Raw genomic sequence first — 7,784 nt, 5'->3', positions numbered from 1 at the left:
CGGGCCGCGGCGTCCACCGCGGCGACCATGTCCCCCACGACGTGCTGCTGGTCCGCGGCCGCACGCCTGAGGAACTCCTGCCGTCGCCCGGCATCGGCGGGGCCGCCCGGGTCCAGGATCGCGGAGGCCGCTCCCGGAGCCGTCCCCTGGCGATGTAACAACCGGGAGTACTCGTCGAGGGTGCTCCTGGCGGACTCCACGCCGGATTCCGCCTGCTCGCGCTCGGCGATCGTGCGGTCGGCCTCCGCTATCGACCGGTCGAGGTCGAGTCGGGCCATCTGCAGGTCGACGAGGGTCTTGTTGACCCCCTCGCGCTTGACCGCGATGTCCTGGCGGGTGGCGTCGAGTCGCGCGGACGCATCCGCGACCGCGCGGATCAGGCCGCTGATGTCCTCGGGAGAGGCCGCGGGTTCCACCTGTGCCGCCACGACGGGCGCCTGGATCACACCCGATGCGGTGCCCAGGACGAGCGCTGCGGCGAGCAGGGCACGACCGCCCGCCGGCCCCGGACCCCGACGTCTCCGCGCTCCCGGAGCGCGGGTTGATGAATGGTCAGGCTTCACGTTTCACCTTCCGATAACCGCACGAGGATGCGGTCGACCGCGCGACCCGCGCGGCGGGACGCGTCACCGAGAAGGGTGAGGTGCCGGTGATGCCTTCCCCTGCGCCACTAGAGCCTCATACCAACTCGGCAGAACCGATGGTTCCTCTAGCACCGTAGGTCACAGAAGCCCCGTCTGGAACATCAGGCGGCAAAATACACTGCTGTAACTCGAATAACCCGAGGAACGTCGGCGTGTCGGGCGGTGATGCGGGACCGTGACCGTCAGCGGAGGCGACGCCGCAGCACGACCGCGAACGCGACCGCGACCACGATCGCGAGGACGAGCACGATGGCGGAGAGCGCTCCCCAGGGAGGCGCGGGGGCGGTGACCTTGTGCGCGAACACCGCGGCGGAGGCGACGGGGTCGAACTCCTCCCAGGCATCGTCCTGGCCCGCCTCGAGGAGATGCCGCGGAATCGTGTCGCTGGAGCTACCGACGAAGACCGGGGTCCGGACGAGAATCGTGCCCTCGTACTCCTCGTTCAGCAGGGCGGCGAGGTCGCGGGCGTCGGTGTAGACGAGCGCAGGGGCCTCGGTGTAGACCACCTTGAGGTCGAGCCCACGGTCCCCCGCCTCGGCGACCACGGTCCGCAGGCCCTCGACGAACGGCTCCGGAGCGGAGACGCCGTCGTCGGCGAGGTCCCGTGACACGGCCTCGTAGTCCAGCCACTGCGGAACCTCCCCCTGCTGCAGAGACATCACCGGCTCGGCCTCGTAGGCGAGCGTGGTCACGGAATCGTCGGAGTTGTCCACGGGCGATATGGTGCCATCTCGTCGTCGTCGAACCGAACACGCGCGCCGCACGGCGCGACACCCGCTCCGCGCCCCCCACCTTCGGGCGGGCCGGAACCTATACAGAACGACCGTACTGGTAAATTGGTGACCGCAACCGGGCGCGAGGGTCCACAATGGGTCCTGTGTCCGCCCCCGGCGTCGCCGCCCGAGACACGCGGTGACACCGGGAGGGATGACGAATCGACATTCACACCACGAGTGGAGCTGACGTGACAGCAAGCATTGACAGCTTTGGCGCCAAGGGAACCCTAGAGGTCGGCGGCCAAGCCTACGAGATCTACCGCCTGTCGGCGGTCGACGGAGCCGCGAAGCTCCCCTACTCCCTCAAGGTCCTCACCGAGAACCTGCTGCGCACCGAAGACGGTAAGAACGTCACCAAGGCGCATATCGAGGCGCTGGCGGGCTGGGACCCCGCCGCCGAGCCCGATACCGAGATCCAGTTCACGCCCGCCCGCGTGATCATGCAGGACTTCACCGGTGTCCCCTGCATCGTCGACCTCGCCACCATGCGTGAGGCCGTCAAGACCCTCGGCGGCGACCCCGACAAGGTCAACCCCCTCGCGCCGGCGGAGATGGTCATCGACCACTCGGTGATCATCGAGTCCTTCGGTGGAAAGGACTCGTTCGACAAGAACGTCGAGATCGAGTACCAGCGCAACGAGGAGCGGTACCAGTTCCTCCGCTGGGGCCAGGGCGCGTTCGACGACTTCAAGGTCGTCCCCCCCGGTACCGGCATCGTCCACCAGGTCAACATCGAGTACCTCGCCCGGTCGGTGATGGTCCGCAACGGCCAGGCCTACCCCGACACCTGTGTGGGAACCGACTCGCACACCACCATGGAGAACGGACTCGGCGTCCTGGGCTGGGGCGTCGGCGGGATCGAGGCCGAGGCCGCCATGCTCGGTCAGCCCATCTCCATGCTCATCCCCCGCGTGGTGGGATTCAAGCTCACCGGCTCGATCAAGCCGGGCGTCACCGCCACGGACGTCGTCCTGACGATCACCGAGATGCTCCGCAAGCACGGCGTCGTCGGCAAGTTCGTGGAGTTCTACGGTGCCGGTGTCGCCGCCGTGCCGCTGGCCAACCGTGCCACGATCGGCAACATGAGCCCGGAGTTCGGCTCCACCTGTGCCATGTTCCCCATCGACGGTGAGACGATCGACTACCTGCGCCTGACGGGCCGCGACGACGAGCAGCTCGCTCTGGTCGAGGCGTACGCCAAGGAGCAGGGCATGTGGCTCGACCCCGAGGCGGAGGAGCCCGTCTTCTCCGAGTACCTGGAGCTCGACCTGGGCGATGTCGTCCCCTCGATCGCCGGGCCCAAGCGTCCGCAGGACCGTATCGAGCTGGCCGACGCCAAGAGTGCGTTCCGTAAGGACATCCACAACTATGTGGACGCCGGTGTCAATCCCCTCGGTGACACCGAGAAGGGTCGGATGCAGTCCGAGGGCGGCGCCCCGTCCGACAACGTCGGTACGGCCACCCTGTCCCACGCCGAGGAGGGCTCGGTCCGGGCCGACGCCTCCGCCGGTGCCGAGGGCCGTCCCTCCAAGCCCGTCGAGGTGTCCGTCGACGGCACCGAGATGGTCCTGGACCACGGCATCGTCTCCATCGCCTCGATCACCTCCTGCACCAACACGTCCAACCCGTCGGTGATGATCGGCGCCGGGCTCCTCGCCCGCAAGGCCCACGAGAAGGGCCTCAAGGCCAAGCCGTGGGTCAAGACCTCCATGGCGCCGGGCTCCCAGGTCGTCACCGAGTACTACGAGCGCGCCGGACTCTGGCCGGACCTGGAGGCCCTCGGCTTCTACCTGGTCGGCTACGGCTGCACGACGTGTATCGGTAACTCCGGTCCGCTGCCGGAGGAGATCTCCGAGGCCATCCAGGAACATGACCTCACCGCCACAGCGGTCCTGTCCGGCAACCGCAACTTCGAGGGCCGGATCAACCAGGACGTCAAGATGAACTACCTGGCGTCCCCGCCGCTGGTCATCGCGTACTCCATCGCCGGGACCATGGACTTCGACTTCGAGACCGACTCCCTGGGCAAGGACTCCGAGGGCAACGACGTCTACCTCAAGGACATCTGGCCCTCCAGCGAGGAGATCGAGGAGACCATCAAGGCCTCCATCTCGTCCAAGGAGTACACGTCCAAGTACGCCGACGTCTTCGCCGGAGACGACCGCTGGCGCGGGCTCAGCACCCCGGACGGCAAGACCTTCGAGTGGGACGAGAAGTCCACCTACGTCCGCAAGCCCCCGTACTTCGAGGGGATGCAGATGGAGCTCACCCCGGTCGAGGACGTCAAGGGCGCCCGCGTGCTGGCCAAGCTCGGTGACTCGGTCACGACCGACCACATCTCGCCGGCGTCGACGATCAAGCCGGGCACCCCGGCCGCGCAGTACCTCGACGCCAACGGCGTGGCCCGTCAGGACTACAACTCCTTCGGGTCGCGTCGCGGCAACCACGAGGTCATGATCCGCGGCACCTTCGCCAACATCCGTCTGCAGAACCAGCTGCTGGACGGCGTCACGGGCGGCTACACGCGCGACTTCACGCAGGAGGGCGCCCCGCAGGCGTTCATCTACGACGCCGCCCAGAACTACGCCGCTCAGGGCACTCCGCTCGTCGTGCTCGGCGGCAAGGAGTACGGCACCGGGTCCTCGCGCGACTGGGCGGCCAAGGGCACCAGCCTGCTCGGCGTCAAGGCGGTCATCACCGAGTCGTTCGAGCGCATCCACCGCTCGAACCTCATCGGCATGGGCGTCATGCCGCTCCAGTTCCCCGAGGGCGAGTCGCACGAGACCCTCGGACTGGACGGCACGGAGACCTTCGACATCACCGGGATCGAGGAGCTGAACAACGGCACCACGCCCAAGACGGTCAAGGTCACCGCCACCAAGGAGGACGGCCGGACCGTCGAGTTCGACGCCAAGGTGCGCATCGACACCCCCGGCGAGGCGGAGTACTACCGCAACGGCGGAATCCTGCAGTACGTCCTGCGCAACATGATCAAGGGCTGATCACCTCCACCCCGACGGCGGTGCGCGGTAACTCCCGGTGAGACAGGGGGAACCGCGTACCGCCGTGGTGTATCCGTAGGAAGGTACAGAAATGCCCAGGGTCAGCCAGGACCACATGGACGCCCGGCGTCGCGAGATCCTGTCGGGCGCGCGCGAGTGCTTCGCCGAGTTCGGGTTCGAGGGCGCCACCGTTCGTCGCCTCGAGGAGGCCACGGGTCTGAGCCGTGGTGCGATCTTCCACCACTTCGACGACAAGGACGCGCTGTTCCTCGCACTCGCCCATGACGACGCCGCGGCGATGGCGGCCACGGTGGCGGAGCAGGGGCTGGTCCAGGTGATGCGGGAGATCCTCGCGGATCCCCACGAGTTCTCCTGGCTCGGAACGCGGCTGGAGATCGCGCGACGGATCCGCACCGACCCGGCCTTCCGCGAACGGTGGACCGACCGGCAGGTGGAGCTCGACGACGCCATCCTCACCCGCCTGCGGGAACAGAAGGACTCCGGCAGGATGCGGACGGACGTGCCGGACGACGTGCTGCGCGTCTACCTCGACATCGTCCTCGACGGGCTCATCACCCATCTCGCCACCGGACGGGGTACCGAGCACGTCAGTGCGATGCTCGATCTGGTGGAGGCGTCGTTGCGCACCGCTCGTGACTGAGTGCGGGACGCGCGTACGGTGGGGCGCATGACCGCCTCCACACCACAGATCCCCTTGATCGACCTCAACGACGGCCGTGCTATCCCCCAGCTCGGTTTCGGGACGTACCAGGTCCCGCCCGCTGATACCGAGAAGGTCGTCTCGGATGCTCTCGAGGCCGGGTACCGGCACCTCGACACCGCCCAGATGTACGGCAACGAGGACGGGGTGGGTCGTGCGATCGCGGCATCGGGTATCCCGCGCGACGAACTGTGGCTCACCACCAAGCTCAACAACTCCTTCCACGAGCGCGCCGCGGCCCGAGATTCCGCTGAGCGCTCCCTCGAGGCACTCGGTGGCCGGATCGACCTGTTCCTGGTGCACTGGCCGCTGGCCATGCATGACGACGTCGCCCGCGTGTGGGAGGCCATGGAGGGCATCCGCTCGGACTTCGCGGTGGACTCCATCGGCGTCTCCAACTTCACCCCCGCCAATCTGGCGCGACTGTCGGACGCGGGACTCAGCACTCCCACGGTCAACCAGATCGAGTCGAACCCCTACTTCGTGAACGACGAGGTGCGCGCGGCGTGCACCGACCGCGGGATCGCGGTGGAGGCGTGGAGCCCGCTCGCGCAGGGCGCGGTCTTCGGCGACCCCCAGCTCACGGCCCTGGCGGAGCAGGTCGGTCGCTCCATCTCGCAGGTGGTCCTGCGGTGGGTGCTCCAGCGCGGGGACATCGTCTTTCCCAAGTCCTCGAGCCCGGGCCGGATGCGCGAGAACCTCGAGATCTTCGACTTCGAGCTGAACGACGAGCAGATGGCCTCGATATCGGCCCTCCACAACGGCACGCGCTCGGGGCCGGACCCCGACACCTTCGACTGGCGCGGCTGAGGCGGGCCCCGCCCGGTCCGGCCCCGCCGGTCCGGCCGCAGATCGGGTGAGCCGTCACTCCGGTCAGAGTTTTCCCTCGTGAACCTACGGCGGAACGTACCTGACTGACGGTTCACCCATTTCGCGGCCGCTTTTCGACGATGGACGCGGTCGACTGGAATTAGAGTCCGTTCATGACCACCACTCGAGCGCACGGTGACGCCGCGCGCGCTGACGGCCCGTCCGCCGGGGGCCCCTCGGGTCGGATGCTCGCCTCGTACGCCGCTGGCAGCGTGGGCACGGGGGCGTTCAGCACCTTGCCCGGACTGGTGCTCGCCTATTACCTGACCGACTCGATCGGGGTGGCCGCCGCGGTGGCGACGGTGCTCGTGCTGGTGCCCAAGGTGATCGACGTCCTGGCGTACCCGCTGATCGGGGCGATCTCCGACCGCGCCTCGCACCGCACCGGTTACCGCACGGGGCTGATGCTGTTCGGCTCGCTCGCGCTACCCCTGCTCTTCGTGGCGACCTTCTCGGCCCCCACCCGGTGGGGCACCGCACTGGCCGGCGTCTGGGTGATGGGCTTCTTCCTCCTGGCCTCACTGGCATTCTCGTGTTTCCAGGTCCCCTATCTCGCCCTCCCGGCGGAGCTGACCGGTGATTCGGCCGTGAGGGTCACGATCCTCGCGTGGCGGGTGGCGGTGCTGGCCGCGACGATCCTCGTGGTGGGCGGCGGCGGTCCTGCGCTGCGCGAGGCCGCGGGCGGAGGCGCGACGGGGTACGTGGTGATGGCGGTCGGCGTATCCGTCCTGATGCTGGGCGGCATGCTGTGGGCCACGCTGGGATCCGGCCGACGGACGATCCTGCGGGCGGACGCCCAGGTCGGTGACCTGGGCCGGCAGTACCGCGACGGACTCGACGCGCTGCGGGTGACCCGGCCGTTCCGGTTGTTGGTGGGCCTGTTCTGCCTCCAGGCGGTGGCCACGGCGGTGATGCTCGCAGGAGGCCAGTACGTCGCCACCTACATCCTGGGCAACGAGGCCGCGTTGACCGGGCTGTTCCTCGCGCTGATCGCCCCCGCACTGGTGGTGATGCCGCTGTGGGCGCGCCTGGCCCACGCCCGGGGCAAGGTCCCCGCTCTGGCGACGGCGACGATCCTGTTCACCGTCTCCGCTCTCCTGCTCATCCCCGCCGGCGTGTGGCCGGGGATGTGGGTGCACATCCCGGTCGCTCTGGCGGGCGTCGCCTACGCCGGCATGCAGGCTCTTCCCATGTCGATGCTCCCCGACACCACGGATATGGACCGCGAACTGGGCGGCCGTCGTCGCAGCGGTGCGATGAGCGGGCTGTGGACCGCCTCCGAGACCGGATCCATGGCGCTGGGGCCCGTCGTGGTGTTGGCGCTGTTGGCGGTGACCGGCTTCCGCTCGGGCGGCATCGCTGATCAGCCCGAACCGGCCCTGTGGGCGATCGTCCTGGGCTTCTCCCTCGTGCCGGCTCTGCTGACCGCGGCCAGTCTGCTCGTCATCCGCGCACTGGGCCGGGAGCACCCGAGCTGGACCCAGCCTGCACGACCGGCCTACCCCGCACGACCGGCTTAACCCGCACGACCGACCCAGCCCGCATGAACGACCCCGCACGACGGACGGATTCCCCATGACAGTCGACCACCCGGACACCGATCCCCTGGAGAGCCTGATCGACCGGCGCGGCGCGGCAGCCCTCGAGACCCTGGCCGAGTTGCGCGCGGCCGATCCGCCGACGACCGGCGGCCGGGTCCTGTCCTACGTCTACGACTCGGGACTGGAGGGGGTGGACCGCGTGGCCGTCCGCGCGGCCGGTCTGGCGCACG

Annotated in this window: 5 protein-coding genes and 2 pseudogenes; 5 read left to right on the top strand and 2 right to left on the bottom strand. The window is 68.8% G+C overall.

The window, feature by feature from the left end; translation table 11 throughout:
* Both G6019_RS05550 and G6019_RS05545 read right to left on the bottom strand, forming a co-directional pair.
* Nucleotides 1-563: pseudogene (locus G6019_RS05550) on the bottom strand (hypothetical protein); the annotation flags it as partial.
* Between the two features lie 263 nt (nt 564-826).
* Nucleotides 827-1,357, bottom strand: coding sequence for an Rv1476 family membrane protein (locus G6019_RS05545; protein ID WP_182612943.1), 531 nt, complete (start codon nt 1,355-1,357; stop codon nt 827-829).
* Nucleotides 1,358-1,608: 251 nt separating this feature from the next.
* Here G6019_RS05545 and G6019_RS05540 point away from each other — a divergent pair, with 251 nt between their 5' ends.
* The 5 genes and pseudogenes from G6019_RS05540 to G6019_RS05520 form a co-directional block, all read left to right on the top strand.
* Entirely contained in the window at nt 1,609-4,422 is a 2,814-nt protein-coding gene (locus G6019_RS05540) for an aconitate hydratase (protein WP_182612942.1), read from the top strand.
* 91 nt (nt 4,423-4,513) lie between these two features.
* Nucleotides 4,514-5,083 carry a TetR/AcrR family transcriptional regulator gene (locus tag G6019_RS05535; RefSeq protein ID WP_107756482.1) on the top strand — a complete coding sequence of 190 codons (570 nt, stop codon included), beginning with the start codon at nt 4,514-4,516 and terminating at the stop codon, nt 5,081-5,083.
* Nucleotides 5,084-5,110: 27 nt separating this feature from the next.
* The gene (locus tag G6019_RS05530) at nt 5,111-5,953 is read left to right on the top strand and encodes an aldo/keto reductase (protein ID WP_182612941.1); all 843 of its coding nucleotides are present in this window, start codon (nt 5,111-5,113) and stop codon (nt 5,951-5,953) included.
* A 173-nt stretch (nt 5,954-6,126) separates the two neighbouring features.
* Nucleotides 6,127-7,533: an MFS transporter gene (locus G6019_RS05525; RefSeq protein WP_182612940.1), complete on the top strand. Its 1,407-nt coding sequence runs from the start codon at nt 6,127-6,129 to the stop codon at nt 7,531-7,533.
* Between the two features lie 55 nt (nt 7,534-7,588).
* Nucleotides 7,589-7,784, top strand: a pseudogene (locus G6019_RS05520) (aspartate aminotransferase family protein); the annotation flags it as partial.

The sequence above is a fragment of the Dietzia sp. DQ12-76 genome (genome assembly GCF_014145045.1).
GTDB lineage: Bacteria > Actinomycetota > Actinomycetes > Mycobacteriales > Mycobacteriaceae > Dietzia.
The sequence above is the reverse complement of the archived record's forward strand: the minus strand, read 5'-3'. Positions and strand labels throughout refer to the sequence as shown.

What these genes read in the sequence shown, in the direction of transcription:
- G6019_RS05535 (WP_107756482.1), top strand. Translation starts at nt 4,514, where the DNA reads ATGCCCAGGGTCAGCCAGGACCACATGGACGCCCGGCGTCGCGAGATC.
- G6019_RS05525 (WP_182612940.1), top strand. Translation starts at nt 6,127, where the DNA reads ATGACCACCACTCGAGCGCACGGTGACGCCGCGCGCGCTGACGGCCCG.
- G6019_RS05530 (WP_182612941.1), top strand. Translation starts at nt 5,111, where the DNA reads ATGACCGCCTCCACACCACAGATCCCCTTGATCGACCTCAACGACGGC.